Below are 25,731 nucleotides of genomic sequence, written 5' to 3'. Positions count from 1 at the left end.
CTCTCAGTAACAGATGCTTTGCAAGGCTAGACAACTCGGAATCCTTAAATAGACTGGCCGGGCCGCGGACACCGCGGTCAGTCCCGGCATGCCTGGCATGCATGGATTTCCTCCTGCAAGCTCTCTTACAAGGACCGTGATCGACGTGAAGGTCGGCATCCCCCGCGAGGTCAAGAACAACGAGTTCCGGGTGGCGATCACGCCCGCCGGTGTGCACGAGCTGGTCCGCCACGGCCACCAGGTCGTCATCGAGAAGGACGCCGGCCTCGGCTCCGCCATCCCGAACGAGGAGTACGTCTCGGCCGGCGCCGAGATCCTCGACACCGCCGACGAGGTCTGGGCCACCGCGGACCTGCTGCTGAAGGTCAAGGAGCCGATCGCGGAGGAGTACCACCGCCTCCGCAAGGACCAGACCCTCTTCACCTACCTGCACCTGGCCGCCTCCCGCGAGTGCACCGACGCCCTCCTGGAGTCCGGCACCACCGCCATCGCCTACGAGACGGTCGAGACCCCGGGCCGCCAGCTGCCGCTGCTCGCCCCGATGTCCGAGGTCGCGGGCCGCATCGCCCCGCAGGTCGGCGCCTACCACCTGATGCGCCAGGCCGGCGGCCGCGGCGTGCTGCCGGGCGGCGTGCCGGGCGTTGCCGCGGGCAAGGCCGTCGTCATCGGCGGCGGCGTCTCCGGCTGGAACGCCGTGCAGATCGCCGTGGGCCTCGGTTTCCACGTCACCCTGCTCGACAAGGACATCAACAAGCTGCGCGAGGCGGACCGGATCTTCGGCACCAAGGTGCAGACGATCGTCTCCAACGCCTACGAGCTGGAGAAGGCCGTCGTCGAGGCCGACCTCGTCGTCGGCGCGGTCCTCATCCCGGGCGCCAAGGCCCCGAAGCTGGTCACCAACGAGCTGGTCGCCAAGATGAAGCCCGGAAGTGTCCTTGTCGACATCGCGATCGACCAGGGCGGCTGCTTCGAGGACTCGAAGCCGACCACCCACGCCGAGCCGACCTTCCAGGTCCACAACTCGGTCTTCTACTGCGTGGCCAACATGCCGGGCGCGGTGCCCAGCACCTCCACCTACGCCCTGACCAACGCCACGCTGCCCTACATCGTGTCGCTGGCGAACAACGGCTGGGTCGAAGCGCTGCGCCGCGACGCCGCCCTGGCCAAGGGCCTGAACACGCACGACGGCAAGGTCGTCTACGGTCCGGTCGCCGAGGCGCACGGCCTGGAGGCCACCGACCTGGCGGCGCTGCTCGGCTGAGGCGTCAATAGCGCGCGTCAATGACGCACTGCCGGCCGGGCCTTGTCCACAAGGCCCGGCCGCGGCCGTTCGCCGACACGCCGCACGCCCGGCACGGCACGAGCAGACCCCAACTCGCCGAGAACGTAACCCTTTAACCGATTCGCACACCCTCGAAACCTCGGGCTTGTGCGGCTTGCACCCTTGACATCGGCATGTTCGATTGCCGACACATCGGGCCGGGTCCGGCGGATTGTGTTGCTGCGAACGCCCGACACGCCATAGAGTCGCCAACCGTCGGCATAGTGCCACGCTGACCTATCGATAAGTTTCCTGGTCACATCCAAGGAGGTAAGACGACTTGTGAATGAGTCGACATTTACTCCCGGAGGTGGTCGACCAGGAGCGGTTGCACGGGGCCAGGGTCCCTCGGGGCTCCAGGCTGTCGGCTCCGTCGCTGTCCACACCTTCGCGACCCGACAGAGCCCCACGACGACAGCCCACCAGAGCATGGACGGCCATCACGTGAACGCCATGGCCGGCGACCGGGGCGGCTCAGATCCCACCCGGCTCGCCGACTACGACGACCTGCCCGAGGGGCACTTCTACGACCCGGACGCGGAGTACGAACCGGACCCCGAATACGCGGCCACGCTCGCGCCGGACGCCGCCCGCCAGCGCCGCGAACGTGTCGGCCCCACCGGGCGCCCCCTTCCCTACTTCCCGATCCCAGGACCGTTGACGGACCACGGCCCCGCCAAAATCATCGCGATGTGCAACCAGAAGGGCGGGGTGGGAAAGACCACCTCGACCATCAACCTGGGTGCCGCGCTCGCCGAATACGGCCGACGGGTGCTGCTCGTCGACTTCGACCCGCAGGGCGCGCTGTCCGTCGGGCTCGGCGTCAACCCGATGGAACTCGACCTGACGGTCTACAACCTGCTCATGGAGCGGGGCATGTCGGCCGACGAGGTACTGCTGAAGACCGCGGTTCCCAACATGGACCTGCTGCCCAGCAATATCGATTTGTCAGCCGCCGAGGTCCAGCTGGTCAGCGAGGTCGCGCGCGAGTCGACGCTCCAGCGCGCGCTGAAGCCGCTGATGGCCGACTACGACTACATCGTCATCGACTGCCAGCCTTCCTCGGCCTGCTCACCGTCAACGCGCTGACGGCGGCTCACAAGGTCATCGTCCCGCTGGAGTGCGAGTTCTTCGCGCTGCGCGGTGTGGCGCTGCTCACCGAGACGATCGAGAAGGTCCAGGAACGGCTCAACCCCGACCTGGAACTCGACGGCATCCTGGCGACGATGTACGACTCGCGGACCGTACACAGCCGTGAGGTGCTCGCGCGCGTCGTCGAAGCGTTTGACGACCACGTCTACCACACCGTCATCGGCCGTACCGTGCGCTTCCCCGAGACCACCGTCGCGGGTGAGCCGATCACCACGTACGCGTCCAACTCCGTCGGTGCCGCCGCCTACCGACAGCTGGCCAGGGAGGTGCTCGCCCGGTGTCACGCCGAGTGAGTCTGCCCGGAGCCGACGAATTGTTCCGCACGACCGGGGGTCGGGGCTGCAGTCCCCGGCGCCCCGCAAGCCGAATGGGGTCCCGCCGGGTGGTGGGGAGACGGCGCGCGTTCCCGCACCCGGCAGCGAGCCGGAGCCGGCGCCGGTGCCCGGCGAGGAAACGACCCCGCGCCAACGGCGGGGTGAGCCGGATTCCGGCGCGGAGGGTTCGGCGGCCGAACACGGAGGCCGTGGCACGGAGGCGGACGGCCCGAAGGGGCGCCGCCGGCAGGACACGGAGTCCGCGGCGCCGCAGCCGGCCGCGGCCCAGCAGGCCGCTTCCTCGCGTCGCCGGGGGCGCGGGGCGAACCGGCGGCCGAGCGGCCGCGAGCGGCACGACGAGAAGATCACGGTCTACGTGTCCGCCGAGGAACTGATGGATCTGGAGCACGCGCGGCTGGTTCTCCGTGGGGAGCACGGGCTCGCGGTCGATCGTGGGCGGATCGTCCGCGAGGCGGTGGCGGTGGTGCTGGCGGATCTGGAGTCGCGGGGGGATGCGAGTATTTTGGTGCGGCGGTTGCGGGGGCGCTAGCGCGCCGGGGTGGGGTGTTGGGCCTTGCGCTGCGCGCTGCGGTGTGCGCTGGCGCGCGGCTCGCATGGGTTGCGTTGTGGGGCGGGGGCGCGCAGGGGGCCAACTCCTCGGCACCGTGCACGGCCTGGTCAGGAACACAAGGGAACGCAGATACCCGGCTGCCTGCGGGGATGGCCCCCTACACGCCCCCTCGGGCCGGTTTGGCGAGTCCGGGGCAGCTGGGGGAATTTTTCGATCACCCTGGTGCCCGCCCCCCTGGGGGTGAGGCGCATGGGGTGGAGGCGGTAGGGCGGGCTGCTGTACGGCGGTGGGACGCGCGCGCCGGGCCGACGGGCGCAGTGCGCGGCAGAGCCGCGCTGCCCGGCACCTGGCCTGTGAATGTGCCCGGCCCGATCGCTTCCGATAGTCGCCGTACGGCCAGGGCTCGGGGACACGTAGGGGCTCCCCGCAGGCAGCCGGGTATCTGCGTTCCCCTATGTTCCTGACGTGGACGTGCACGGTGCCGTGGGGGCACCCCCGGCCGAAGGCTGGGGGAGAGTGACCCCTGCGGGGCCCCGAGCCCCCCACCACCGGACCCAACGCGCAAGGCGCGCACCCACGGGCGCGCGCCTTGGAATTTGGCTGGTGCCGGGGCGGCTACGCTTGAGGCCCCCGTCGCCCCCTTCTGGATCACGATGCTCACGACCGAAGACCATGTTCCGTCCGTCGAGGACGGTGAGGGCGCTGTGGTCGGGGACGGGAAGTTCACCGTTCGGCTGGAGAACTTCGAGGGGCCTTTCGATCTGCTGCTTCAGCTGATCTCCAAGCACAAGATGGACGTCACCGAGGTCGCGCTGTCCAAGGTGACGGACGAGTTCATGGCGTACATCCGGGCCATGGGGCCGGACTGGGACCTGGACCAGACCACCGAGTTCCTGGTCGTGGCGGCGACGCTGCTCGATCTGAAGGCGGCGCGGCTGCTGCCGGTGGCCGACGTGGAGGACGAGGCGGACCTCGCGCTGCTGGAGGCGCGTGACCTGTTGTTCGCGCGGCTGCTGCAGTATCGCGCGTACAAGCGCATCGCGGACATCTTCAGCGAGCGGCTGGAGGACGAGGGGCGCCGTTACCCCCGTACGGTCGGTCTGGAGCCGCACCACGCGGAGCTGCTGCCCGAGGTCGCCATCAGCATCGGTGCCGAGGGGTTCGCGCGGCTCGCGGTGAAGGCGATGCAGCCCAGGGCCCGGCCGCAGGTGTATGTCGATCACATTCACGCGCCGCTGGTCAGTGTCAGGGAGCAGGCGGAGGTGCTGGTGGCGCGGTTGCGTGCGGTGGGGGAGGCCGGCTTCGCCGAGCTGGCCGAGGACGCGCCGGACACGCTCACCGTCGTCGCGCGCTTCCTGGCGCTGCTGGAGCTGTACCGGGAGCGGGTGGTGGAGCTGGACCAGGAGCAGGCGCTGGGGGCGCTGACGGTCCGGTGGACGGGCGGGGCGGAGGCCGAGCCGGTCGTTACGGACGAGTTCGACCGGGAACCCGGGCCGGAGGCCCCGACGGGTGAGGAGGATGCGGGGTGAGTGACGTGGAGGTGGCGCACGGGGAGGCGCAGGACGCCCCGGTAGGGGCGCTCGGTGTCGGGGAGCTGGAGTTGCGGCCCGCGCTGGAGGCGGTGCTGATGGTCGTGGACGAGCCCGCGACCGAGGAACACCTGGCCAGAGTGCTGGAGCGGCCCCGGCGGGAGGTGGCGCTGGCGTTGCGGGAGCTGTCGGAGGAGTACGCGCGGCAGGGGCGCGGGTTCGACCTGCGGCTGGTGGCCGGGGGGTGGCGGTTCTACACCCGTCCGGCGTACGCGGACGCCGTGGAGAGCTTCGTGCTGGACGGCCAGCAGGCGCGGCTGACGCAGGCCGCCTTGGAGACTCTGGCGGTGGTCGCGTACCGTCAGCCGGTCAGCCGTTCCCGGGTCTCGGCCGTTCGCGGGGTGAACTGTGACGGTGTGATGCGCACCCTTCTCCAGCGCGGTCTGGTGGAGGAGACGGGGACGGAACCTGAAACAGGTGCGATCCTGTACAGGACGACGAACTACTTTCTGGAGCGGATGGGCCTGCGTGGCCTGGACGAGCTCCCGGAGCTCGCTCCCTTCCTCCCGGAGGCGGAGGCGGTCGAGGGCGATTCCCGGGAAGGTGTTCCGTCGTTCGACGTAGACGACAGCGGCGACTCTCAGACGGATCATTGATGCGAAGCAGCGGCAGGAACAACAGGGACACCGGTAGGGGCAACAACTACCGGGGTGCGGGCAACAAGAAGGACGAGAAGCAGCAGCGCGCCGGCCGGCCCCGTCCCGAGGAGCGCCGCTACGACGTGGGCGAGGGCGGTCCGGGCCGTGGCGACGGCGGAAGCCGTGGCGACGGCGGTGGCCGGGGCGGTTCCGGCGGCCGTGGCGGCCAGGGCGGCGGCCAGGGTGGCCGTGGCGGCTCCGGCGGTTCCGGCGGCCGTGGCGGTGCTCCGGACCGGGGCGACGAGCGCAGGGGCCGCGGCGCGGCAGCCCGCGGCGGCGCCAAGGGTGGTCCCCGTACCAGCCCGAAGAGCGGCGGCAAGCCCGGTGGCAAGGGCCCGCAGCAGCGTGGCCGGGGGCAGGCCCCGGTGCGGCCGCGTGAGTACGACGCGCAGGTGGAGGAGCGCAACCGCGCCCGCCACAGCAAGCCGCAGATCAAGACGCCGAAGACCTTCGGTGACCAGGAGGGCGAGCGCCTGCAGAAGGTGCTGGCCCGTGCGGGCATGGGCTCGCGCCGGGCGTGCGAGGAGCTGATCGACCAGGCGCGGGTCGAGGTCAACGGGCAGATCGTCATGGAGCAGGGCGTCCGCGTCGACCCGGACAAGGACGAGGTCAAGGTGGACGGCCTGACGGTCGCCACGCAGTCGTACCTCTTCTTCGCGCTGAACAAGCCGGCCGGTGTCGTCTCGACCATGGAGGACCCGGACGGGCGTCAGTGCCTGGGCGACTACGTGACCAACCGCGAGACGCGGCTGTTCCACGTGGGCCGGCTGGACACCGAGACCGAGGGCATCATCCTGCTCACCAACCACGGCGAGCTGGCCCACCGGCTGACCCACCCGCGGTACGGCGTGACGAAGACCTACCTGGCCGCGATTCAGGGCCCGCTCCCGCGTGACCTGGGCAAGCAGCTCAAGGAGGGCATCCAGCTGGAGGACGGCTACGCGCGCGCCGACCACTTCCGGGTGGTGGAGAACACCGGCAAGAACTACCTGGTCGAGGTGACCCTGCACGAGGGCCGCAAGCACATCGTGCGCCGGATGCTGGCCGAGGCGGGCTTCCCGGTGGACAAGCTGGTGCGGACGGCGTTCGGGCCGATCGCGCTGGGCGACCAGAAGTCGGGCTGGCTGCGGCGGATGACCAACACCGAGGTCGGCATGCTGATGCGCGAGGTCGAGCTGTAAGCATCGGGTGCGGGGCACCGCGTGCCTTGTCAGACGGTGGAACCACCCCTTATTGTCACTGTGACGATTAAGGGGTGGTTCTTTTCATGGCGTCCGCCGCGACCGGATCGCTCATCGGGCTGGCGCTCGGTGACGCGCTCGGGTACCCGACCGAGTTCCAGGATGTCCGCGCGATCGAGGCCGCGTACGGCCCGTGGCGGGGGTTGGGGCTGCCCGATCCCGCGTACGTCACCGACGACACGCAGATGACGATCGCCCTCGGACGCGGCCTGCGCACCGCCATGGCGGCCGCGGGCGGCGGTCTGGACGCCGCGAGCCTGGTCCCGCCGGTCCGGCGCACCTACGTCGAGTGGTGGCGCTCCCCGGACAACAACCGGGCGCCGGGCAACACCTGCCTCACCGCCTGCCACCTGCTCAGCGACGCCTCGCGCCCGTGGGTCGAGGCCAGCCGTACCGGCTCCAAGGGGTGCGGCGCGAACATGCGGGTGGCGCCCGTGGGGCTGGTGCCGGGGCTGAGCCGGGAGCAGCGTTCCGGGGCAGCACAGCTCCAGTCCGCGTTGACGCACGGGCATCCGACCGCACTCGCCGCCAGCGACCTGACCGCGTACGCCGTGCACCTGCTCGCCCAGGGTGCCCGGCCGGACGAGCTGACCGGGCTGCTGCGCTCGTACGCGGTCGAGAGCCGTACCGTCTACCGCGCCGACTGGCTCGAAGACCTGTGGAAGTACGCCCAGGATCCGTCGCCGGAGCACTTCATCGCGCGCGGCTGGGACGACTGCCTCGGCGTGCTGGACCGGCTGGACGCGGCGCTGCGCGCGCCCGCCCCGGAGGCCGACCCGTGCCTGGCGACCGGCGCCGGCTGGATCGCCGAGGAGGCGCTCGCCACCGGCCTGCTGTGCTTCCTGCTCTTCCCCGAAGAGCCGCTGACCGCGCTGCGCCGGGCCGCCTGCTCCTCCGGCGACTCCGACTCGATCGCCTGCCTCGCCGGGGCCTTCGCCGGCGCCCACCTGGGCGCCGGGGCGTGGCCCGAGGAGTGGGCGGGCCGGATCGAGTACCGCGACGAGCTGCTGGCGCTGGGGGAGGCGTGGGATGCGTAGTGCTGCCCTGGAGGCGGCCGGTCTGCCGGAGATCGACCTGGGGACGGTGACGGCGGGGGAGGGGGACCCGCTGGTCTTCGCGACGGTTTCCGGCGCGCACCTCTACGGGTTTCCCTCCCGCGACTCGGACGTGGACCTGCGCGGCGCGCATCTGCTGCCGGCCGCCGCGCTGGTCGGACTGCGGGAGCCGGACGAGACGCGGTCCTGGATGGCGGACCGGGACGGCGTCGAGGTCGACCTCGTCACGCACGACCTGCGCAAGTTCGCGCGGCTGCTGCTGCGGCGCAACGGCTACGTACTGGAGCAACTGCTCTCACCGCTGGTGGTGCGGACGAGCGCGGCGCACGAGGAACTGGTGGCGCTGGCGCCCGCCGTCCTCACCCGCCATCACGCCCACCACTACCGGGGCTTCGCGAACACGCAGTGGCGCCTCTTCGAGAAGACCGGCGAGCTGAAGCCGCTGCTCTACACGTTGCGGGTGCTGCTGACCGGCATTCACCTGATGGGCAGTGGTGAGGTGCGGGCGCATCTGCCCACGCTGACCGGGCTGGTGGCGGCGCCTTCGTACGTAGCCGAGCTGGTCGAGGCGAAGGCCGCGGCGGAGCACGGGTCCGCCGCCGACCTGGTGGACGTGGAGCGGCTGCGGGCCGACGTGGCGGAACTGCACGGCCGACTGGACGCGGCGCAGGCCGCCTCCACGCTGCCGGACGTCCCCGGCGGGTACGACGCGCTACACGACCTCGTCGTACGGGCCCGCCTCGGCGCAGCGCAGCGCTGAGGCACGCCGGGCGCGGAACAGGAAGTCCTCGACGCGGCGGCGGTCGGGCTCCGGCGGCAGCGGTGAGCCGGGCCCGGCCGCCGCGGCCTGCTCGGTCAGTACGGTCATCCGGCGCTCGACCTCGGCCCAGGGCACCTCGCCGCGCCGGACGGCGAGCAGTTCCTCGCGCGCCTCGCCGACGTCCAGCGTCAGGATGCCCGTACGCAGCAGGTCACGGGCGGAACGCAGCAGCCGCAGCAGGTGCATCGCGTGCTTCCAGCGGGGCGCTCCGTGCTGCCGTACGTCCGCCTCCAGCTTCTTGAGCTGGCCGGCCGCGTAGCCGGTGAAGGTGCGGTGCACATGGCGGGAGAGGAAGGCGCCGCGCAGCGCGAGGAGTTCGCGGCCGGTGGCGTCGGCGTGTTCGACGAGGGGGAGTGCAGGCACTCCAGGATGTTCGGGTTGGCGCTCAGTGCCAGTGCGCAGAAGCGCTCCAACTCCCAGGAGAACTCCTCCTCGCGCGGCCCGTCCACATGCGTCGGCGGCTTCTCGAAACGCCAGAACAGCGGGGTGGGCGCGAGGTAGACCCCGCGCCGGTCGGTGTCGCTGGCGCCGGTGGCCAGTCCGAAGGCGCGCGAACCCATGACGCAGGCGTAGACGGTGTGTCCGGTGACCAGGGCGTGGCCTGCGGCGGAGGTCGGCATGAGGGGGATTGTGGCTGGTGGGAGCGGTACGGCGCCAGCCGGTTCCGGGTGGCGGAAACCCCGCGCGTCGGTACGTTGGAATGACGTCACTCGTCGCGCGGGCCTCATCGACACTGCCGGATTTCGCGAAAGGGCACGGACATGACGGGATCACCAGACTTCGGGAGACCGACGGGCGGACTGCCCGGTGGCGGTCAGGGCGGCGCGGCGGGAAACCTCGTCGGATCGCTGCTCGGAGCGCTAGGCGGGACCGGCCCCGGCGGGCTCGGCGGCCCCGGCCTTGGACCCGGACCCGACTCCGGAGGCCATGGCGGCGGCATACAGGCCGTGCTCGGCAAGCTCCTCCAAGGCGAGCTGGGACGGCAGGCGCACTCCTGGGTGGGACGCGGCGCCAACGAACCGGTCACCCCCGAACAGGTCGCCCAGGCGCTGCCCGGCGAGACCCTGCGGCGGATCGCCGAGGAGCACGGCGTCAGCGCCCAGGAGGCGGCCCGGCAGCTCGCGCACACGCTGCCGCAGGCCGTGGACCGGCTGACCCCCGACGGCCGGATACCGCAGGATCCGGCGCTCCAGGACCTCGTCGCCCGCCGGCACCGGATCGCCGGACGGAGTTAGCCCCGCCGCGCCTCCTCGGGACGCGTCCCGCGTCCCGTATACGGACGGCCGGTGTCCCGTACACGGCCGGTCCGCGTCTCGCACCCGGCCGGTCCGCGTCTCGCGGACCGGTCGGCGTCGTGTTCGGGTGCCGGACCTGGCTAGGCTTGCGGGGATGAGACCGGTGGCCGGTGCGGAGCGCCGCCGGGCGTCGTGGACGGACGTTCAGGGGAGCGGAAACGTGGCGGTACGAGCGGTACGCGGGGCCGTGCAACTGGAGCGGGACGAGGCCGGACACATGCACGAGCAGGTGTCCGCGCTGCTGACGGCCGTCCTGGAGCGCAACGCCCTGGCCCCGGACGACCTGATCAGTGTGTGGTTCACCGCCACCCCCGACCTGCACAGCGACTTCCCTGCAGTCGCCGCGCGGCAGCTGGGCATCACCGACGTCCCGCTGATCTGCGCGCAGGAGCTGGACATCGCCGGTGCCATGCCGCGCGTGGTGCGTGTCCTCGCGCACGTCGAGACCGGCCGCAGCAAGGCCGAGGTGCAGCACGTCTACCTCGGTGCCGCCGGGGCCCTGCGGAAGGACATCGCCCAGTGAGGACCGCGCTCGTCGTCGGCACCGGCCTGATCGGCACGTCCGTCGCCCTCGCGCTGCACGGCCGCGGCGTCCAGGTGTACCTGGCCGACCACGACCCGGACCAGGCCGAGACCGCCGCCGCGCTCGGTGCCGGCACCGCCGCGGAGCCGCCCGGGCCGGTGGACCTGGCCGTGGTGGCCGTACCGCCCGCCCACGTCGCGCCGACGCTGGCCGCGCTGATCCGGCGCGGCGCCGCCCGCGCCTACCTCGACGTGGCCAGCGTCAAGGGCGGTCCGCGCCGCGAGCTGGAGGCGATGGGCTGCGACCTGACGGCGTACCTCGGCACCCACCCGATGGCGGGCAAGGAGCGTTCCGGGCCGCTCGCCGCGACCGCCGACCTCTTCGAGGGGCGGCCCTGGGTCCTGACCCCCGCCGAGGGCGGCGACACCGAGGTGCTCAACCTGGCGCTGGAGCTGGTCGCGCTGTGCCGCGCGGTGCCCGTCGTCATGGAGGCGGAGGCCCACGACCGGGCCGTGGCCCTGGTCTCGCACACGCCCCAGCTGGTCTCCAGCCTGGTCGCCGCCCGCCTCCAGGGCGCGGACGAGACCGCCGTACGGCTGTGCGGCCAGGGCATCAGGGACGTGACGCGGATCGCCGGGTCCGCGCCCCGGATGTGGATGGACATCCTCTCCGCCAACCCGGGGCCGGTCGCCGACGTGCTCAGTGAGGTCTCGGCCGACCTGGAGCAGACCGTACGGGCGCTTCGCGCGTTGCAGGCGGCCGACGAGGACAAGCGTGCCGAGGGGGCGCGCGGCGTCGAGGACGTGCTGCTGCGCGGCAACGCGGGCCGCGAGCGGGTGCCGGGCAAGCACGGTGCCGCCCCGGCCGCGTACGAGATCGTCGCGGTGCACATCGGTGACCAGCCGGGCGAGCTGGCCCGTATCTTCTCGGACGCCGGGCGGGCCGCGGTCAACATCGAGGACGTCCGCATCGAGCACGCCACCGGCCAGCAGGCGGGCTTCATCCAGCTCATGGTCGAGCCGCAGGCGGCGCCGATACTGATGGCGGAGCTGCGCGAGCGGGGCTGGTCGATCCGGCAGTAGCCGGGGCCGGTGCCCGGGGCGGGGAGCGGACCGGTGGGCCGGACCCGCGGGCCGGGGCGTACGGGCTGCACGGGGCGCCGCTGCTTGCCAGTAACCTTGTGCGGGGCCCCGTGCGGCGGCCCCCGTCCCGCCCCGTGATCGAGGAAGGTGCCCGACACCGTGGAAACCCCCGCCCGGACCGCCCCGGCTGCAGTGATTGTCGCCATCGACGGCCCCGCAGGCACGGGCAAGTCCAGCACCTCCAAGGCCGTCGCCGCCAAGCTGGGGCTCGGTTACCTGGACACCGGTGCCCAGTACCGCGCGATCACCTGGTGGATGCTGAGCAACGGCGTCGACGTGCACGACACCGTGGCCGTGGCGGACGCCTCGGCCAAGCCCGTGATCGTCTCCGGCACCGACCCGGCCGCCCCGACGATCACCGTGGACGGCCTGGACGCCGCCGGTCCGATCCGCACCCAGGAGGTCACCGCGGCCGTCAGCGCCGTCAGCGCCGTCCCCGAGGTACGGACCCGGATCACCGAGCTCCAGCGGGAGATCGCCGCCGACGCCCCGGAGGGCATCGTCGTCGAGGGCCGGGACATCGGCAGCACGGTGCTGCCCGACGCCGACCTGAAGATCTTCCTCACCGCGTCGCCGGAGGCCCGCGCGGCCCGCCGCAGCGGTGAGCTGACCGGCAAGGAGGCCGCCGACCTGGCGGCCACCCGCGAGGCCCTGGTCAAGCGGGACGCGGCCGACTCCAGCCGCAAGACCTCGCCGCTGGCCAAGGCGGCCGACGCGGTCGAGGTGGACACCACCGACCTCACGCTGGAGCAGGTCATCGAGTGCGTGGTCACCCTGACCGAGGCGGCGATGGCCGCGAAGGCGGCGCGGTGAGGCGGAGCGGCGAGGCGGCCGACGCGGCCGGCGACCGACTGCCCAGCGCGAGCGGCGCCGCGGTCGGCCGGCGGATCGGCATCGGCCTGATGTACGGGCTGTGGAAGCCGCGGGTGCTGGGCGCCTGGCGGGTTCCGTCCGCCGGGCCGGTGATCCTCGCGGTCAACCACGCGCACGGCCTGGACGGCCCGATGCTGATGGGCACCGCGCCGCGGCCGGTGCACTTCCTGATCAAGAAGGAAGCGTTCGTCGGCCCGCTGGACCCGTTCCTGCGCGGCATCGGCCAGCTGAAGGTGGACCGCTCCGGCACCGACCGCAAGGCCGTCACCGACGCGCTGGCCGTGCTGGCGGACGACGGCGTGCTGGGGATCTTCCCCGAGGGCACCCGGGGCGAGGGTGACTTCGCCTCGCTGCGCGCGGGCCTGGCGTACTTTGCGGTGCGCTCCGGCGCGCCCGTGGTACCGGTGGCCGTGCTGGGCAGCGCGGAGCGCCGGAGCCGGGCGATAAAGGCGCTGCCGCCGCTGCGCAGCCGCGTCGACGTGGTCTTCGGCGACGCCTTCGAGGCGGGCGACGGCAGCGGCCGGCGCACCCGTACGGCGCTGGACGCGGCCACCGTACGCATACAGGAGCGGCTGACCGCTCACCTTGCCCAGGCCAGGCGCCTGACGGGGCACTGAACGAGACTTGAACGGCGGCCCGCGGACGAGCGGGTGACCGTTACCGATGACGGAGAACGAGGAACGGACTTCATGAACGACCAGACCCCCACCGGCGACGAGCACGGTGCGCTTGGTGACGCCGAGTACACGGAGTTCATGGAGCTCGCCGCCCAGGAGGGCTTCGACCTGGAGGAGGTCGAGGGCGACATCGCCGCGGCCGGGCACGGCCCGCTGCCCGTCCTCGCCGTCGTCGGCCGCCCCAATGTCGGTAAGTCGACCCTGGTGAACCGCATGATCGGCCGCCGCGAGGCGGTCGTCGAGGACAAGCCGGGCGTCACCCGCGACCGGGTCACCTACGAGGCCGACTGGAACGGCCGCCGCTTCAAGGTCGTCGACACCGGCGGCTGGGAGCAGGACGTGCTCGGCATCGACGCGTCCGTGGCCGCCCAGGCCGAGTTCGCGATCGAGGCCGCCGACGCGGTGGTCTTCGTCGTGGACGCCAAGGTCGGCGCCACCGACACCGACGAGGCCGTCGTCAAGCTGCTGCGCCGGGCCGGCAAGCCCGTCGTGCTGGTCGCCAACAAGGTGGACGGCCCGTCCGGCGAGGCGGACGCCGCCATGCTGTGGTCGCTGGGCCTCGGCGAGCCGCACCCGGTCTCCGCGCTGCACGGCCGCGGCACCGGCGACATGCTGGACGCCGCCCTCGAAGCGCTGCCCGAGGCGCCCGAGCAGTCCTTCGGCACCCCGCTCGGCGGGCCGCGCCGGATCGCGCTGATCGGCCGTCCGAACGTCGGCAAGTCCTCGCTGCTGAACAAGGTCGCGGGCGAGGAGCGGGTGGTCGTCAACGAGATCGCCGGCACCACCCGCGACCCGGTCGACGAGCTGATCGAGCTGGGCGGCAAGACCTGGAAGTTCGTGGACACCGCGGGCATCCGCAAGCGCGTCCACCTCCAGGAGGGCGCCGACTACTACGCCTCGCTGCGCACCGCGGCCGCCGTGGAGAAGGCCGAGGTCGCGGTCGTCCTGATCGACGCGAGCGAGTCCATCAGCGTCCAGGACCAGCGGATCATCACGATGGCCGTGGAGGCGGGCCGCGCGCTGGTCATCGCGTACAACAAGTGGGACCAGCTGGACGAGGAGCGCCGCTTCTACCTGGAGCGGGAGATCGAGCGGGACCTCGTGCAGATCCCGTGGGCGATGCGGGTCAACGTCTCGGCGCGCACCGGCCGCCACATGGAGAAGCTGGTCCCGGCGATCGAGACCGCGCTGGACGGCTGGGAGACCCGCGTCCCCACCGGCCGGCTGAACGCCTTCCTCGGTGAGATCGTCGCCTCCCACCCGCACCCGATCCGGGGCGGCAAGCAGCCGCGCATCCTCTTCGGTACGCAGGCGGGCACCAAGCCGCCGCGCTTCGTGCTCTTCGCCTCCGGCTTCCTGGAGGCCGGCTACCGCCGCTTCGTCGAGCGCCGGCTGCGCGAGGAGTTCGGCTTCGAGGGGACGCCGATCCACATCTCCGTGCGGGTGCGCGAGAAGCGCAGCAAGAAGAAGTAGCAGCAGGAAGAAGCAGCCGTCGGCGCGACGGCGAAACGGTGGCGGGGCGGCTCCTGGGGGCCGCCCCGCCACCGTTTTCGTGCGCGGGAACACGGGACGTACGGGAGAGGTGCCGGGCGTACGGGACGGGCGGGGACGTACGGGTTGTGCGGGGAGGTACGGGCGTACGGGTGTACGGACCGCTCAGTGACCGTGCGGGCGGTACTCGCGGGGGGCGGCGGCAGCGCCGGGGGAAGTGGCCCCGGTGGTGGCCGCCCGCGTGGTGCGGATGGCCGTGGAAGGACTGGCGGGAGACCGGCTCCCAGTGGCCGGACGACGGGAGGTGGCCGGTCGCGGTGGTCGTACGGCCCCAGATGCTCCGCATCGCCTCGGCGCTCAGCCCTTCCTCGCCGCTCCGGTCCCCCGGCAGTGCCCGGAAGGACCGGCGGTACTCGGCGTAGAGCGCGTCGAAGATCGGCGTGGCCGAGGCGGGGGCGGCGTGCGGGGCCGTCATGGTCGCCGTGGTCGCGTCGTGCGACGGGCGCATACCGGGGATCTGGTAGGGATACGGGACGCGGGAGGAGGGGTCGTATGGGTGCACGTCTGTGCCAACGACCCGGATGCTCCCGGGATGCGGGCTCTGCGAAGAATCGGCTGATCGGAGGGGAGCGCGACCGGCTCACGAGCGGCTCTCGGCGCTTCCGTACGGCGGCGCCCCGGCCCGCTCCCGTACGACGGCGCCCCGGCCCCGCCCTGTGCGGGGGCGGAGCCGGGGCACCGGAAGAGGGGAGCGCGCGGGTCAGGTGCCGGCCAGCGGCATGGAGGCGGCCACCAGCCTGCTCTCCGCCGCGGCCTTCTCCATGGCCTCGCGCATCAGGTCCTCCCGCGGCTGGTGGCCCACGGCGCCGACCGGCGCCGCGTACACCAGGACGGTCCGGGCCTTGGCGGCGGCGGTGCGCCAGCCGTCCGAGACGGGCAGGGGCTGGTGCGCCTGCCACCACGAGCTGGGCTGGCCGCCGTCGCTGCCCGGCTGGAGGATGGCGTGCAGCTGCCCGGCGGCCAGCAGCACCGACCAGCCCGGGTTGGGGGCGGGCAGTACGGACATGTCCGTCACCGTGGCGAAGCCGTGCTCCAGGAGCAGCGGGAGGAACGCGTCGCCCGGCTCGGTGGAGCCGGGGCGGGCGATGGGCCCGGCGGGCTCGACGACCAGCGCCGGCCGCAGGTCGTTCTCGACCAGGACCAGACCGCAGGTGACACCGAGTGTCGCCTGCCGGTGCTCGCCGGGGAGGGCGGCGAAAGGGGTGGCGGGCGGCGGCGCCGCGGGCGGTTCGGCGGCCCGGCCGTCCTCGCCGGTGATGGAGCGTACGGCGCCCTGGAGCTGCTCCTCGGAGACCGGTACGACCTGCGAGGGGATGCACGACGCGTGGGCGAAGGCGAGCACCGCGGTCTCCTCGCCCACGAACAGGACGGTGCTGGTGCGCTCCTGCTCGCTGTCGCCGGGGGTGCGGCAGGAGGTGCAGTCGTAGTTGCCGGGGGCGTTGCCACCGGCCAGCAGGCGGTCGGCTTCTTCGTCACCGATCTCGGCGCGAACGTCGTCACTGACGTCGAGCATGCGCGGCACGGATGGCTCCTCGATCGTTGCGCGGGCTGCCGGGCGGTGCCCGGCTCGTACCAGGACAACGGGCGATCTGTGGCAGGAGTCACGCGCGGCGGGGTACCGGATCGAACCGTTCGAAGCGGAGCGTGAGCTGCGGACCGGAACCGCTCACTCCCTGCCAACACGTGTCGGCAGCACGGAAGTTGGGCGGGTGAGGTGGGTCACAGATCGCCGGGCGGTCCGGGTGACAAATGCGGAAATCGAGCAATCAAGTGGGTGGCCGGTTTTGGCTGATACCTCCGGTAACAGCCGACTGGTCAGGGAGGACGGCGCCACGGTTGATAACCGTGCGTGAGCCTCCCTACATTCTCCGGCCGTGTGCACCGAGCACCGCCCGGGGACGCCCGCCGTCCGCATCCGCCGGCCCGCACCACGGCCGGTACGCCACGCGACACCCGGCTCACGAGCCGGATCGGGTGGCACCGGATGCATCGCACGCAGCACCACCGAGCACGACCGGCACCACCCCGCGGCGGGCGGGGTGCCGCGGACCGCGGACGCACGATGCGCCCGCCCCGCGTCACCAGGGGGCTTCCCGGGGTCGTGGAGAGGGATTCCATGCCTTTCTCGAAGGGCGTCATACGCCGTGACATCGCCGCGCTCGCCGGGGCGGCCCTGGTGGCCCCGCTCGCGCTGATGGCCGCCACCGCCGGACCGGCGCAAGCGGCGGACGGCGGAGTGTGGGACCGCATCGCACGCTGCGAGAGCAGCGGCAACTGGCACATCAACACCGGCAACGGGTTCTCGGGCGGCCTGCAGTTCACCCACAGCACCTGGCGCGCGTACGGCGGCACGGCGTACGCGCCGACGGCCGCCGGGGCCAGCCGCGCCCAGCAGATCGCCGTGGCCTCCCGGGTCCAGGCGTCGCAGGGCTGGGGCGCCTGGCCGACCTGCGCCGCACGGGCCGGTGCGTACGGGAGCACCCCCAAGGCGCCGAAGGCGTTCCGTTCCGGCCAGAGCGGCGGCAAGCGGCATGTGCACAAGGACGTCCGCCGGGACGTGGGCGCCAAGATCGGCAAGAAGGCACGCGGCACCGGCGGCCACGCCGACCGCGGCCGGGTGCGGGCCGGCACCGGCGGGTACACGGTGCGGCAGGGCGACACGCTCAGCCGGATCGCCGCCGCGCACAACGTGAGCTGGCACCGGCTGTACGCCGCCAACCGGAGCGTCGTCGGCGGTGATCCGCACCTGATCGTCCCGGGGCAGCGGCTCTCGCTCTGAGCCACGGGGCCGCCGTACGGCGCGCACGGGCCGCGGAACGGCCTGCGGCCCCGGCGCCCGTACTCCGAACGCCCCACCCGGCCGTCCACCGACCGGGTGGGGCGTCGCGCCGTCCGGGCGCGGCGGCGCGCGGGTACGCGCGGCCCTGTTTAGCGTGACCCGATGTCCCATTCTTTTCGGGCGCTGATGCCCAAGCGTCTCGCGAGAACCGGCCGCCGCAGAGTGGCCGTCCTGTCCCTCGTCCCGGCCGTCGTCCTGCTGTGCGTGCCCGGCGGCGCGCAGGCGCGGGACATCGCGCACCACCTGTCGTCCCCGGCTGGCTGCTCCCTCGGCAAGGGGCCGTGGAACTGCATCGCCGAGTGCGAGAGCGGCGGTGACTGGCGCAAGAACACCGGCAACGCGTTCTACGGCGGACTGCAGTTCCGGCAGTCGACCTGGAAGCAGTACGGAGGCCTGGCCTACGCGCCGCGCGCCGACCTCGCCACCCGTAAGGAGCAGATCGCCGTCGCCGAACGGGTGCGGCGCACGCAGGGCTGGTCGGCCTGGCCGTACTGCGCCAAGCGGTACGGGCTCGGCAAGCGGGACCGGGCGCTGTCCGGGCTCACGGACTGGTCGGTGACGCCGGACCGGTGAGCCCGGGGAAGCGGGCCGCCTCGGCCGGTTCGCCGGCGAAGGCGACGGTGCCGCGCCGCAGGACGTACGCGACCGTGGCGGCGCGGCGCAGGGCGGGCGGCAGTGTCTGCTCGGCGACGAGGACGGTGCGCCCGGCGGCCGCGAGGTCGCCGAGCAACGCGTACGTGCGTGCGGTGGCGGCCGGGGACATGCCCTGGGCCGGTTCGTCGAGGAGGAGCAGCCGGGCGGGCCCGGCCAGCGCGCGGGCCACGGCGAGCATCCGCTGCTCGCCGCCGGAGAGGGTGCCCGCGCGGCGGCCGAGCAGCGCGCGCAGCTGCGGGTAGGCCCCCAGGGCCGGACCGACGCCACCGTCCGGCGCGGCGAGTTCCAGCTGCTCGCCGACGGAGAGCGAGCCGAACACGGCGCCGCGCTCGGGCACCAGGGTCAGTCCGCGGCGCGCGCGGGCGTGTGCGGGCAGCCGGGTGATGTCCGTACCGCGCCACATCACCCGCCCGGCGGAGACCGGCACGGTGCCCGCGAGCGCGCGCAGGACCGTGGTGCGGCCGGAACCGTTGCGCCCGAGGAGTACGGTGACGCGGGCGCCGGGTACGGCGAGGTCGATGCCGTGCAGGGCCTCCAGGGAGCCGTAGCGGACGCGGGCCGCGTACAGGGCCGTCTCGATGGTCATGCTGTCGCCGCTGTCGCCGCTGTCGCCGCTGTCGTCGCCGTCCCGGGCCGCCGCGGCCGGCTCCCCGTCCGCTCCGGTCCGTTCACGGCCGCGGCTCCGCCAGGACGCGGCGGGCGGGCCCCCGGGCCACGATCCGGCCCGCCGCCATCGCGTAGACCGTGTCGGCCAGCCCGGCGACCAGGTCGAGGTCGTGCTCGACGACGAGCAGGGCCGTGCCGTCGGCCGCGACGGCGCGCAGCACACCGGCGAGCGTGGCCACCTCGGCGCTGTCCAGGCCCGCGGCGGGCTCGTCCAGCAGCAGGGTGCGCGGGCGGCCGGCGAGGGCGCGCGCCAGCTCGACGCGGCGCAGGGTGCCGGTGTCCAGCCCGGCGACGGGCGCGGCGCGCAGCGGTCCGTCGAGGGAGAGCAGGTCCAGCGCGCGGCCGGTGGCGGCGGCCGGGTCCGGTACGCCGCTCTGCTCGGCGCCGACCCGGACGTTCTCGGCCACGGTCATCCCATCGAACACGGCGAGCTGCTGGAAGGTCCGGGCCAGCCCGAGGCGGGCCCGGACGTGCGCGGGGCGGTGGGTGATGTCCGTCCCGTCCAGCAGCACCCGGCCCGCCGTGGGGTGCAGGGTGCCGCACAGACAGTGGAACAGGGTGCTCTTGCCCGCCCCGTTGGGCCCGATGAGCGCGGTGACCCGGCCCGGTGCCACGGTCAGGTCGACGCCGGCCAGGACGGTGAAGCCGTCGTAACGGGCGTGGAGGGAGCGGGCGGTGAGGCGGCCGGAGGGGGTGGGGCGCTTGACAGTGGCGGGGGAGGAGGGAAGTGCTGGTGCGGGAGGGAGCACTGGGGCGTGGGACGCGGGCGCTTTCGCGGCGGCGGGTCGGCGGGGCTCGGAAACGCCGCCCGGTGCCACCTTCGCCCGTATCCGCGCCCCCAGGGGAGTCAGCCGCGGCTCCGGCGCCCCGGACAGGCGGGCCACGGCCTCGCGCAGGGCGGCGTACGGGCCGCTCGGCAGCCGCCCGGCGAGTACGGCGAGCACACCGATCACCGCGGCCGCCGCGCCGCCTCCGGCCCCCGAGTCCAGGCCGACCAGCAGGACCGCCGCGGCGAGCGCCGCCAGCAGGCTGTCGGCGCCCAGCACGAGGACGGCCGCGAACCACAGCAGGCCGCGCACCGGGTCGTAGGACGCCGGGTCGAAGGCGCGCAGTGCCATGCCGAGCATTCCGCCGCCCAGGGCGGCCAGCGCGGCGCCCACCGTGAAGGCCGCCAGCTTCAGGGCCGGTACGGGCACCCCGGCGGCCGCGGCCCCCGGCTCGTGGTCGCGCATCGCGGCCAGCGCGCGCCCGGTGCGGCCGCGGCGCAGTGCCGCCACCCCGAGCAGCGCGAGGCCGAGCAGGGCCAGTTCGAGGACGTAGTACGCGCGGTCGCCGCTGAAACCGGTGGGGCGGTCGAGGGAGAGCCCGGCGGTGGCGTACGGCTGGGCGAAGACGAACCGGCTGACGGCGACCCCGAAGGCGAGGGTGGCCAGGGCCGTGGCGAGGCCGTGCCGCCGCAGCGCGGGCCAGCCGGTGAGCAGGCCGAGCGGTGCGGTCAGCAGGACGGCCAGCAGCAGGGCGGTCAGCCCGGGGACGGCCGGCAGGCCCGGGAAGCGGCCCGCCGCGAGCAGTGCGGTGAACAGGGCGCCCAGCCCGGCGTACGCGGCCTGCCCCAGGGGATCTGGCCGCCGCGCCCGGTGACGACCACCAAGGAGAGCAGCACCACGGCGAGCGCCGGAACCTGTACGGAGGTGCGCAGGTCGCCGTACGCGAAGCCCAGGGGCAGCAGGAAGAGGATGCCGCAGACCAGCCAGGCACGGCCGTCGTGGTCGGGCAGCCGGACGGTGCGCAGGGCCGGGGCCGTGCCATGGGGCGCGTCCGGCAGGGAGCGGGGGACACCGAGGCCGCGCAGGGCCAGGGCGGCGGCCAGCAGGGCCACGACGAAGAGGTTGGCGCCGACGGCCTGGACGAGGGGTTCCAGACTGCCGCCCGGGTGCAGCCGGGTGAGCTGGCTCTGTGCGACGCCGATCGCCAGGGCCACGGCCACCGCCACCGGCAGGCTGCGCAACCCGGCCGCCACCGCGACGGCCATCACCTCCATGACGAGCAGCGGCAGCCCGTACGGGTCCAGGCGCAGCAGCGGTGCCAGCAGTACACCCGTCAGCCCGGCGGTGAAGGACCCGAAGGCCCAGCCGGCGGCGGCGACCCGGTCGGCGTCGATGCCGCTGAGGACGGCGAGCGGCCGGTTGTCGACGACGGCGCGCAGATCGCGTCCGAAGCGGGTCCGGCGGGTGACGACGGTGACCCCGGCGGCGAGGGTGACGGCCGTGCCGAGCTGCACCCAGGGGTCGTCCGGCAGCAGCGCGGGCGCGTCCGCGCGCGCTCCCGGCCCCCACAGCAGTCCCGCGGCGCCGACCAGCAGGACGAAGACGCCCAGGGAGGCGACCAGGGTGCGGGCCGGACCCGTACCGCGTACGGACAGCGGGCGGAAGACGGCGCGGTCCAGCGCCAGTCCGATGCCGGGCGCGACGAGGAGGAGGGTGACGGCGGCGCCGAGCGGCAGCGGCCAGTTCCAGCCGACCACCAGCTGCCGCAGGACGTAGGCGCACACCATGGCGACGGCGCCGTGCGCGAAGTTCAGCACGCCGGTGGCCCGGTAGGTGACGATCAGTCCGATGCCGGTGAGCGCGGCGGCGCTGCCCACCGCGAGCCCGGCCAGGGTGAGGTCGTACGAGAGTGAGCTCACCGTTCCGGGCCGGGGCGCGGGGCGTCCGGCTCGCAGACGGGGCAGGGGGCCGGAGGGGGCGCGTCCGCTTCCGGCGGTCCGCCGACGGCGGGGCGGGCGTCCGGCCGTCCGGCCACGAGCGGGCAGCCGGGCCGGTGCAGGAGCGTTCCGCCGGGCACGGTGAGGGACAGGCCGGCCTCCGCGTCCCGGCCCTTCCGCGCGGCTGCGGCCTCGCCCGCCACCGCCGCGCTCCCGCCGGCCGCCCGCTCCCCGCCGTCCGCCGCCGTACCCTCCGCCCCGTACGTCACCAGCAGCCCGTACAACTCCTCGACGCGCGCCGCCGCCAGGCCCTGATCGCCCCGCGCCACCAGCACGGCACCCGCGACGATCAGGGCGGCGCCCGGGATCGTGCAGGAGGCCAGGAACGGGATCTGGCGCTCGGCGAACCGCTCGCCGGAGACGCCGTACCAGCCCGCCGCACACAGCACCGCCCCACCCGCAAGCGACGCCCAGCCGCCCCACGGGGCCAGGCGCGCTCCGAACCGTGTTCGCGCGTTGCGCATCACGCCCCCTCGCGGCTTCCGGCGAATGCCTGCACTATGCCCTGTGGGAACAGCACCTAGAAGGCTTGTGCCAGACCGGTCGCGGCCGGTCGCGACGACAGGCGGTGGTGTACATGACGGTCCGTGGGGGGCGTGCACGGCGGGCTCCGGCGCTGGTGGCGGCGGCGGTGCTGCTGGTGACGGCCGGAGCGGCGGGTTGCAGTGACGCCGAGGACGGCGGGCAGCGCGCGCCCAGCGGGGCCTCCTCCGCCCCGGAAGACGGCGGTACGGGAACAGCGACCGCCGGTACGCCGTCCTCCCGTGGCGACGCCCCGGCCGATCCAGCCGCCGCCGAGCAGGAGATCAAGGAGAACTGGCAGAAGTTCTTCGATCCGAAGCTGTCCAACGCGGAGAAGGCGAAGTACCTCCAGAACGGCGAGGAACTCCAGCTGCTGCTGGAGGCGTTCAACGGCGACCAGCGGGGGCAGCAGGTCGCGGCGCGGGTGTCCGACGTACGGTTCACCTCGGCGACCGCGGCCGACGTGACGTACAGCCTCACCCTCAAGGGCGCCACCGCGCTGCCGAACGCCAAGGGCGCCTCCGTGTACCAGGACAAGGTGTGGAAGGTGGCGCTCAAGACCCTGTGCGCGCTGGTGGGCATGAGCGGCAATGCGGACGCGCCGGGCTGCTGAGGCGGCCGGCGCCGCCGCCACGGCGCTGCTGCTCGCGCTGACCGCCGCCTGCGGAAGCAGGCTGCCGGAGAGCGACTTCGAACACCGCGGGGACGCGTCCGCCACCGGCCGGGCGCGGGAGCCGATCGTCGTCGGGATCATCACCAGTACGACGAGCCCGGTGGGCGGCGAGGCGTTCACCGGGCCACGGGACGGCGCGCTGGCGTACTTCGCGGACCTGAACGCGAAGGGCGGCGTCAACGGGCGGCCGGTGCGCGCGGTGACCTGCGACGACGGGGGCAGCGGCGTCGGCAACAACGAGTGCGTGCGCGAACTGCTCACCGAGGGCAAGGTGTTCGCGCTGGTCGCGACCACCGCGCTGGACTACGCGGGCGCGCCCCGGGTCTCCGCGGCGGGCGTGCCCGACGTCGGGGGGCAGCCGGTCGGCGCCGCGTACGACACGTATCCGCATCTGTACGGGATCTACGGCAGCCGGGCGCCACGGGACGGCAGGGCGGCGGGCTGGGACGGGAAGCTGTACGGCGGCACGGAGGTCTACCGCTACTTCAAGCGCGTGCAGCGGGCCCGCACCGCCGCCGTCGTCTCCTACAACCAGGCGGCGTCCGCCGCGTACGCCCGGCTGATCGTGCGCGGTCTGGAGGCCGAGGGGTACGACGTGACCAGCGAGCAGGTCGACTTCGCGCTGCCCAACTTCCCCGCGGTCGCCGCCGGGCTGCGCGACCGGGGCGCCGATCTGGTCTTCGACGCGATGGACACGCACGGCAACGCGCAGCTGTGCGAGGCGATGGACGCGGCGGGCGTCCGGCCGACCGCCAAGGTCACGAACGTACAGAACTGGTCGGACTCGGTCGCCAAGGACTACAAGGACTCGCCGGGCTGCCGCAACGCCCTGTGGGCCACCGGCGCCAGCCGCAACTACGACGATCCGGGGGCGGGCCGGGCGGCGCGGCGGTACGGGACTTCCGTGCCGGGATGGCCCGGCACGCCCAGGACGGACCGCTGTCGCAGTGGCAGCTGGAGGGGTGGGCGGCCGCCATGTGGTTCGCCGACGCGGCGCGCTCCTGCGGGCAGCGGCTCACCCGCGCGTGCGTGGAGCGCTTCGTCGGGCAAGGCGCGCCCTACACCGCCCGTGGCCTGCTGCTTCCCGCCTCGTACCGGCCGCTGTCCGAGCCGCCGGCCACCGACCGGACCTGCCTGTCGGTCGCCCGCTGGCGCGACGCGGCGCGTGGCGGCCGGGGCGGCTGGGTCACCCAGGGCAACATGGACACCACCTGTTTCACCGTCCCCCAGCTTCCGTACCGGCCCTGAGGGCCCGCCCGCCACCACCGGCCCGGCCGGCCGGCCCGAGGGCCCCGGCGGAGCGAGCCGGTGGCTGCACACCTCGTGACGGGACGCCCCGGGACGGCATAACTTGTGGCGTTACAGCACGGCACAGACCCGACGATCAACGGTTCGGGAAAGTTCCTCGACGCCGCTACCGATGTCCTAACTCTTTCGGAACAAGTTGGCCAAAGGCCTCAACCCGGAACCCCGGACCACGGTCCAACCGTTCAACGGGACAGACAGCGGGACTCGTCCGCGGCGACCAAGGGATACGGGGACGGAATACGGGGACGGATGCACAGCTCATTCCTGATTCACCACGCCCACGGCACCGGAGGGGCGGCCCGGACCGGCGCCCGGCGGACGCGACCCCGCCCGGAGCACGGGGCGTACGCAACCAAGGACGCGGCGCAGGCCGCTGTGAGAGGGGTGCGGAGGGTATGAACGCGTCGACGCAACTGCCCGTGACGGGCGCCGGGACGGCCGGTCCCGAAGCCGTCGCTCCCGTGCGGGCCGAGCCAACGGCCCCCGCCGGGCCGGACACCGCGGTCCCCGCCGGTACGGACGCCACGGCCGCCGGCCGCGGCGCCCGCGCGGCGGACAGGGCCGCCCAGCCGCTGCGCGCGGACTGCATAGCCGACTCCGCCGGCGGCCTGACCTTCGACATCACCGCCCCGCAGGGCACCAGGCCGGTCTGGAGCGCGGCGCTCGTCCTCAGTCCGCGCGACGGCGGCGCCGACGAGGAACTGCGGCTGCCCCTCGGGCCGAACGGCTCCGGGTGCCTGCGGGCCGTCCTGCCCAGCACCGTCGCGCTCCCCGAGGGCCGCTGGAACACCTACGCCGACCTCGGCGACGGCCGCGGCCCGCAGCGGCTGCTGCCCGGCGACACCGACCTGGGCCCGCTGGTGGGCCGCCGCCCGCTGGCCGGGATCGGCCGGCTCGGCGTCCGCATCCCGTACGCCACCAGGTCCGGCAGTCTGGCGCTGCGCAGCTGGCTGCGCGGGCAGCACGCCGAGGCCGGGGACGTCCTCGTCGACGCCGGCGGTGTGACGGTGGCGGGCCGCCTCTACGGCGCCGCACTCGGCCCCGGCGCCCGCGCCGAGGCCACGGTCCACCGCGGCGGCCCGGAGACGGCCGGCACGGCCTCCCGCATCACCGTCCCGCTCACCGGCGTCGGCCCCGACTTCGCCTTCACCCTGCCCTCCGCGCGGCTCGCGGAGCGCTGGCAGGGCGGCAGCGAACGCTGGGACCTGTGGCTGCGGGTGGCCGAGGAGGCCGAGCCGGTCCGTATCGCCCGGCTGCTCGACGACGTACCGGAGAAGGCGGAGACCGTCAGCCACCCGGTGCTGTCCGCCGGCTGCCCGTCGGGCCGGCTGCGCATCGGCCCGTCCTACACCCGCGACAACGACCTGACGGTCCGGGTCACGGGCGACGGGCCGGACGGGATGACCGGGACGGGCGGGCCGGACGCGACGCACGGACCGGACACGACGTACGGGCCGGACGGGATGAACGGGACGGACGGAACGGACCCGGCCGGTTCTTGACCGAGTCTCGTCAGACGGCACGCATAACACCGCACGCCGGG

19 protein-coding genes and 5 pseudogenes are annotated in these 25,731 nt (G+C 73.7%); 19 read left to right on the top strand and 5 right to left on the bottom strand.

The annotated features are described in order from the left end of the window. The first annotated feature begins 145 nt into the window (after nt 1–145). The 8 genes and pseudogenes from ald (at nt 146) to ACEXOX_RS12595 (ending at nt 8,641) form a co-directional block, all read left to right on the top strand. A complete protein-coding gene (gene ald, locus ACEXOX_RS12630; RefSeq protein ID WP_406526320.1) occupies nt 146–1,261 on the top strand; it encodes an alanine dehydrogenase in 1,116 nt (371 codons plus the stop codon). A gap of 489 nt (nt 1,262–1,750) precedes the next feature. Continuing rightward, nucleotides 1,751–2,766, top strand: a pseudogene (locus tag ACEXOX_RS12625) (ParA family protein). Continuing rightward, nucleotides 2,763–3,337: pseudogene (locus ACEXOX_RS12620) on the top strand (hypothetical protein). The pseudogenes ACEXOX_RS12625 and ACEXOX_RS12620 overlap by 4 nt, the downstream one beginning before the upstream one ends. Before the next feature lie 674 nt (nt 3,338–4,011). Then, entirely contained in the window at nt 4,012–4,887 is an 876-nt protein-coding gene (locus tag ACEXOX_RS12615; RefSeq protein ID WP_406520570.1) for a segregation and condensation protein A, read from the top strand. Next, entirely contained in the window at nt 4,884–5,543 is a 660-nt protein-coding gene (gene scpB / locus ACEXOX_RS12610) for an SMC-Scp complex subunit ScpB (protein WP_406520568.1), read from the top strand. Before ACEXOX_RS12615 ends, scpB begins: the two co-directional genes overlap by 4 nt. Beyond that, nucleotides 5,543–6,766: a pseudouridine synthase gene (locus ACEXOX_RS12605; protein WP_406520566.1), complete on the top strand. Its 1,224-nt coding sequence runs from the start codon at nt 5,543–5,545 to the stop codon at nt 6,764–6,766. Before scpB ends, ACEXOX_RS12605 begins: the two co-directional genes overlap by 1 nt. 86 nt (nt 6,767–6,852) lie before the next feature. Further along, nucleotides 6,853–7,863 carry an ADP-ribosylglycohydrolase family protein gene (locus ACEXOX_RS12600; protein ID WP_406526319.1) on the top strand — a complete coding sequence of 337 codons (1,011 nt, stop codon included), beginning with the start codon at nt 6,853–6,855 and terminating at the stop codon, nt 7,861–7,863. Continuing rightward, on the top strand, nt 7,856–8,641 hold the full coding sequence (locus tag ACEXOX_RS12595; RefSeq protein ID WP_406520565.1) for a DNA polymerase beta superfamily protein: 786 nt from the start codon (nt 7,856–7,858) through the stop codon (nt 8,639–8,641). The genes ACEXOX_RS12600 and ACEXOX_RS12595 overlap by 8 nt, the downstream gene beginning before the upstream one ends. On the opposite strand, the pseudogene ACEXOX_RS12590 reads toward ACEXOX_RS12595, so the two are convergent. Then, nucleotides 8,594–9,321, bottom strand: a pseudogene (locus ACEXOX_RS12590) (DNA polymerase beta superfamily protein). The gene ACEXOX_RS12595 and the pseudogene ACEXOX_RS12590 overlap by 48 nt on opposite strands. 141 nt (nt 9,322–9,462) lie before the next feature. Here ACEXOX_RS12590 and ACEXOX_RS12585 point away from each other — a divergent pair. From ACEXOX_RS12585 to der, 6 genes are all read left to right on the top strand, one after another. After that, nucleotides 9,463–9,936, top strand: coding sequence for a YidB family protein (locus ACEXOX_RS12585; protein ID WP_406520563.1), 474 nt, complete (start codon nt 9,463–9,465; stop codon nt 9,934–9,936). 220 nt (nt 9,937–10,156) lie between these two features. After that, nucleotides 10,157–10,519 carry a chorismate mutase gene (gene aroH / locus ACEXOX_RS12580; protein ID WP_406520561.1) on the top strand — a complete coding sequence of 121 codons (363 nt, stop codon included), beginning with the start codon at nt 10,157–10,159 and terminating at the stop codon, nt 10,517–10,519. Continuing rightward, the gene (locus ACEXOX_RS12575) at nt 10,516–11,601 is read left to right on the top strand and encodes a prephenate dehydrogenase (RefSeq protein ID WP_406520560.1); all 1,086 of its coding nucleotides are present in this window, start codon (nt 10,516–10,518) and stop codon (nt 11,599–11,601) included. Before aroH ends, ACEXOX_RS12575 begins: the two co-directional genes overlap by 4 nt. Before the next feature lie 159 nt (nt 11,602–11,760). After that, the gene (gene cmk / locus ACEXOX_RS12570) at nt 11,761–12,474 is read left to right on the top strand and encodes a (d)CMP kinase (RefSeq protein ID WP_406520558.1); all 714 of its coding nucleotides are present in this window, start codon (nt 11,761–11,763) and stop codon (nt 12,472–12,474) included. 89 nt (nt 12,475–12,563) lie between these two features. Continuing rightward, nucleotides 12,564–13,151 (top strand): lysophospholipid acyltransferase family protein, encoded by a 588-nt coding sequence (locus tag ACEXOX_RS12565; protein ID WP_406526318.1) that lies wholly within the window; start codon nt 12,564–12,566, stop codon nt 13,149–13,151. A 72-nt stretch (nt 13,152–13,223) separates the two neighbouring features. Continuing rightward, nucleotides 13,224–14,684 (top strand): ribosome biogenesis GTPase Der, encoded by a 1,461-nt coding sequence (der, locus tag ACEXOX_RS12560; protein WP_406520556.1) that lies wholly within the window; start codon nt 13,224–13,226, stop codon nt 14,682–14,684. A gap of 778 nt (nt 14,685–15,462) precedes the next feature. Here the strand turns inward: der and ACEXOX_RS12555 are convergent. Continuing rightward, entirely contained in the window at nt 15,463–16,275 is an 813-nt protein-coding gene (locus tag ACEXOX_RS12555) for a hypothetical protein (RefSeq protein ID WP_406526317.1), read from the bottom strand. 603 nt (nt 16,276–16,878) lie between these two features. Here ACEXOX_RS12555 and ACEXOX_RS12550 point away from each other — a divergent pair. After that, nucleotides 16,879–17,541: a transglycosylase family protein gene (locus tag ACEXOX_RS12550; protein ID WP_406520555.1), complete on the top strand. Its 663-nt coding sequence runs from the start codon at nt 16,879–16,881 to the stop codon at nt 17,539–17,541. Nucleotides 17,542–17,703: 162 nt separating this feature from the next. Beyond that, on the top strand, nt 17,704–18,174 hold the full coding sequence (locus tag ACEXOX_RS12545; RefSeq protein WP_406520553.1) for a transglycosylase family protein: 471 nt from the start codon (nt 17,704–17,706) through the stop codon (nt 18,172–18,174). On the opposite strand, the gene ACEXOX_RS12540 is transcribed toward ACEXOX_RS12545, so the two are convergent. The 3 genes and pseudogenes from ACEXOX_RS12540 to ACEXOX_RS12530 all read right to left on the bottom strand — a co-directional run bounded on the left by ACEXOX_RS12540 (nt 18,143) and on the right by ACEXOX_RS12530 (nt 22,149). Next, nucleotides 18,143–18,841, bottom strand: a complete 699-nt coding sequence (locus ACEXOX_RS12540) for an ATP-binding cassette domain-containing protein (RefSeq protein WP_406520552.1) — start codon at nt 18,839–18,841, stop codon at nt 18,143–18,145. The two genes, ACEXOX_RS12545 and ACEXOX_RS12540, sit on opposite strands and share 32 nt — an antisense overlap. 82 nt (nt 18,842–18,923) lie before the next feature. After that, a pseudogene (locus tag ACEXOX_RS12535) lies at nt 18,924–21,607 on the bottom strand (ABC transporter permease subunit). After that, nucleotides 21,604–22,149, bottom strand: coding sequence for a hypothetical protein (locus tag ACEXOX_RS12530; RefSeq protein WP_406520551.1), 546 nt, complete (start codon nt 22,147–22,149; stop codon nt 21,604–21,606). Before ACEXOX_RS12530 ends, ACEXOX_RS12535 begins: the two are co-directional and overlap by 4 nt. Nucleotides 22,150–22,262: 113 nt before the next feature. Between ACEXOX_RS12530 and ACEXOX_RS12525 the strand changes: the two genes are divergently transcribed. From ACEXOX_RS12525 to ACEXOX_RS12515, 3 genes and pseudogenes are all read left to right on the top strand, one after another. Continuing rightward, nucleotides 22,263–22,820 (top strand): hypothetical protein, encoded by a 558-nt coding sequence (locus ACEXOX_RS12525; RefSeq protein WP_406520549.1) that lies wholly within the window; start codon nt 22,263–22,265, stop codon nt 22,818–22,820. Further along, nucleotides 22,798–24,128, top strand: a pseudogene (locus tag ACEXOX_RS12520) (ABC transporter substrate-binding protein). Before ACEXOX_RS12525 ends, ACEXOX_RS12520 begins: the two are co-directional and overlap by 23 nt. A 455-nt stretch (nt 24,129–24,583) precedes the next feature. Continuing rightward, nucleotides 24,584–25,690, top strand: a complete 1,107-nt coding sequence (locus tag ACEXOX_RS12515; protein WP_406520548.1) for a hypothetical protein — start codon at nt 24,584–24,586, stop codon at nt 25,688–25,690. The last annotated feature ends 41 nt before the right edge of the window (nt 25,691–25,731 follow it).

Origin of the sequence: Streptomyces sp. Ac-502 (assembly GCF_045222935.1) — a bacterium.
GTDB classification, from domain to species: Bacteria; Actinomycetota; Actinomycetes; order Streptomycetales; family Streptomycetaceae; genus Streptomyces; species Streptomyces monomycini.
This window is presented reverse-complemented; position numbering and strand designations above follow the sequence as displayed.